Annotated in this window: 4 protein-coding genes; 3 read left to right on the forward strand and 1 reads right to left on the reverse strand. The window is 45.7% G+C overall.

Annotated features, from left to right (window positions below):
• Positions 1 to 66 precede the first annotated feature (66 nt).
• The 3 genes from LKK83_RS30370 to LKK83_RS30380 are packed head-to-tail and all read left to right on the forward strand — an operon-like array spanning position 67 to position 1,637.
• On the forward strand, positions 67 to 357 hold the full coding sequence (locus tag LKK83_RS30370) for a hypothetical protein (RefSeq protein ID WP_324635205.1): 291 nt from the start codon (positions 67 to 69) through the stop codon (positions 355 to 357).
• A 38-nt stretch (positions 358 to 395) separates the two neighbouring features.
• Positions 396 to 1,310 carry an RNA-guided endonuclease InsQ/TnpB family protein gene (locus LKK83_RS30375; RefSeq protein ID WP_324635206.1) on the forward strand — a complete coding sequence of 305 codons (915 nt, stop codon included), beginning with the start codon at positions 396 to 398 and terminating at the stop codon, positions 1,308 to 1,310.
• Between the two features lie 33 nt (positions 1,311 to 1,343).
• Positions 1,344 to 1,637: a 2'-5' RNA ligase family protein gene (locus LKK83_RS30380; RefSeq protein WP_324635207.1), complete on the forward strand. Its 294-nt coding sequence runs from the start codon at positions 1,344 to 1,346 to the stop codon at positions 1,635 to 1,637.
• Here LKK83_RS30380 and LKK83_RS30385 read toward each other — a convergent pair.
• Positions 1,621 to 2,907, reverse strand: a complete 1,287-nt coding sequence (locus tag LKK83_RS30385; protein ID WP_324635208.1) for a ribulose bisphosphate carboxylase small subunit — start codon at positions 2,905 to 2,907, stop codon at positions 1,621 to 1,623. The genes LKK83_RS30380 and LKK83_RS30385 overlap by 17 nt on opposite strands.
• Positions 2,908 to 3,247: the final 340 nt, after the last annotated feature.

The raw sequence follows: 3,247 nt of genomic DNA on the forward strand, positions 1-3,247 counted from the left end.
CCGCAATTATATTCGTTGGACATGATAAGGCTTTGTGCTTTATAATATCATAAGGAGGTGAAAAAAATGTTTGGATGTCAACAAATTTTAATTAATCCCAATAATGAACTAAGAGCGATTCTTGAGTTTATTTGTGGTGAGTCTAATAAGTTGCACAACTGCGGAACGTATTATGCAAGGCAACTTTATTTCAAAACGGGTAAAATCCCGAATAAGTTTGACTTGCATCGCCTTATGGCTTCTAATCGACATTTTCAAGTGATGTACTCCCAATCAGCCCAGCAGTGTCTAACCACCGTTGCTGAAGCGTTTAAGTCATTTTTGGGACTATTAAGGGAATCAGTCAAGGTACAGTAACGCAGAAACCGAAACTTCCTAGCTATAGAAAGCCAGGGTTGAACCTCGTCACCTATCCGAAACAAGCGGTGAAACTGAAAGAATTAGGTTTGCGGTTTCCTCTAGGAAGACTGGTTAAAACTTGGTTCGGAGTCGATAGCTTTTATGTGCATAAGCCGTCCAACTTAGATTTTAGCAAAATTCGAGAATATCGAATCTTACCAAGAAATGGTGCTTTCTACCTTGAGTTTATCTACAAAGTTGAATCAGTGCAGGCTGATGTCGATACCAACAATGTTTTAGGCATAGACCCAGGCTTGAATAACTGGCTCACCTGTGTGAGCAATGTTGGCACATCTTTCATAGTTGATGGGTTGCATCTCAAATCATTGAACCAGTGGTACAACAAACGAGTAGCAAGATTAAAAGAAAATCAACCTCAAGGGTTTTGGTCAAACCAATTGGCTAGAGTCACCGAAAAGCGTAACCGACAAATGCGAGATGCAGTTAATAAAGCTGCTAGAATCGTATTAAATCACTGCATTGAACACCGAATCGGAACTGTGGTATTCGGCTGGAATGAAGGACAACGACAAAAAATTAATCTCGGTAGTAAAACCAATCAAAGTTTTGTTCAAATCCCTACAGCTAGACTAAAAGACAGAATTGCTCAACTCTGTGAGCAATATGGTATCCAGTTCATTGAAACCGAAGAATCCTACACCAGCAAAGCAAGTTTTCTAGACTTTGATGAACTACCTACATTTGGTGAAAAACCCGAAGGGTGGAAAGAGTCTGGAAAACGAGTTAAGCGGGGATTGTACCAAACTTCAGATGGATTCAAAATCAATGCTGACTGTAATGGGGCAGCAAATATTTTGAGAAAAGTAGCGGCAAAATTGGGGTTTAACCTCAATGGAGTCAGTAGAGGTGTTTTGATTGCGCCTTTAAAAGTCCGACTTTGGACTCTTTAAGAATCCCTCGGATTTATCCGTAGGGAGTATCAAGTGCATGTGGAAAAAACTCCGGAATTGCTGGCGATCCAGTCTGAGTTAATCCAGCAGATGGAACAGTCTTTGGGGATTAGGGATCCAAAGGCGAAATCTCGCCCGTTTTCGCCCCACATGACGATCGCTTTTAAAGATTTGAAGCGCAATCACTTTAAAGCGGGATGGAAGGAATTCCAACCGCGCCCATTCGATCGCCAGTTCACCGCGAGTCATCTGACGTTGTTGCGTCATAATGGCCAGCGGTGGACTATCTACGCGGACTATCCGTTTAATTCTAGGGTCGCTGAATAATTGTTTCGGTAATCCGTCGTTTGGCGTTGGGGTCGATTGCTACTAAGCGCACGTAGTCTTTGGGGTGTTCCTGCAGACAGGCGGCGAGGGCGGCGATCGCTTCGGTTTGGCGATCGGCGCTTAATGAGGCGCAACTTTTCCAGGCGTTGGTCTGGAAGCGCCGCTTATCTACATATTCGATGCCAATTCGATGCCCGCCAATTGCTATTTGTTGCAGTTGTTCCATTATCTCGGGGGACAGATGGGGGGTCTGTGGGGCGCTTGCGCGGTTTCCGGCGTTTGGGGCGGTGGTTTCTGGGTTGGCAATTTGGTTGCGATCTATGGTTTTCATGGTTTCTGTTTCTCGGGAAGCATTTCTCACCGCTGTTTCGGATATGCGATCGCCTGCTGCTAAGGATCGATTGTACTCTTGGGATAACCGCATCCGCTCTACCCAGTTGTGTTCTTCGCTCATTAAATGCCCCATTTCAATTAAGTGAGGCAAGGTGAAATTGGGCTTTTTAAATTGCGGTGGGGATTCGCTGCTGTTTACCAATCTTGCCGAAACGCGATCGATGCCGATGCTGTGGATAAATTCTTCTACTTGTTCGTCGTAAAGTCGCGATCGCAATGCGCTGTAAAAGTCGAGCGAGCGATCGGGAAAGCTATCCACAAGCTGTTCTATCTCCCGCCGAGGTACGCCATCGGGTTCAAACATGCCGGCGACAATTCCAATTTTATCCTCTCGGTTGGGTTCCCAATAAAATTTCTCCATCCGACCATCCCGAATTAAGGGGGCATATAAGGTGGAAAAATCATTCCCGGTGACGATAATCGGGACGCGATGTAAGGGGGTGGAATCGTAACTTCCGGGCAGTTGCACGTTGGTGGGATTGTCGGCAATATTCATTAAGGTGGCATTCACCAATTGGGTGTTTACCGTGTATTGGGTGGTGCGATCGAATCGTCCTGCGCCTGCATCTAAATCGTTAATCATCAGCACGCACATTCTACCGCGCACTTTAATCAATTCCGCCGCTTCGCGATAGCGCAGGCGAATCAGTCGCGCCGGATCGCCTGCATCGGGACTTTCCAATTCTCCGCCAGAAATATGCAGCGCTTCGACTCCCATTTGCTGGAATACCAGTTCGCATTGAAAGGATTTCCCTTCCCCTTTGCGCCCGTGGATTCCCAATATTAAGGGCACCCGCACTCCGGGCAATTCCATAAAGTTTTTGGTGATATGGACGGCGAGTTTATTGAGAAATCTAGGAGCAATGTAATAACTCATGGGTTAGGATATGCCGGGGTCAGTTTTAGTAGTTTTTATTATTTTACGGGAAAATGGCACGGTTATTGCAATTTGAGGGAAATTTTCAGCACGAATCTGTCGAGAATTGAGGACTCGCTTTCAGCGTGCATTGCTTTTTTTCCTACACCCTCCCAGAGCAATTCTGGTTTTCCGATGATGCAACTTGCCGATGATTATCAGGGGCGATCGCATCCTCGGTGAAGCGCTGGTTTTTGCTTATGCAATCCAAGCATTGCACATAAGCCCGAATTCCCCCTTTAACTTCAAGATAGCCCATCCTCAATCCCTTTGTCAACCCCTTGGGGGAACAATTTTCCGT

Source organism: Phormidium sp. CCY1219 (assembly GCF_035615515.1).
Lineage (GTDB): Bacteria > Cyanobacteriota > Cyanobacteriia > Cyanobacteriales > Laspinemataceae > CCY1219.

Coding starts and splice junctions, on each gene's coding strand:
- LKK83_RS30370 (WP_324635205.1), top strand. CDS start 67: ATGTTTGGATGTCAACAAATTTTAATTAATCCCAATAATGAACTAAGA.
- LKK83_RS30385 (WP_324635208.1), bottom strand. CDS start 2,907: ATGAGTTATTACATTGCTCCTAGATTTCTCAATAAACTCGCCGTCCAT.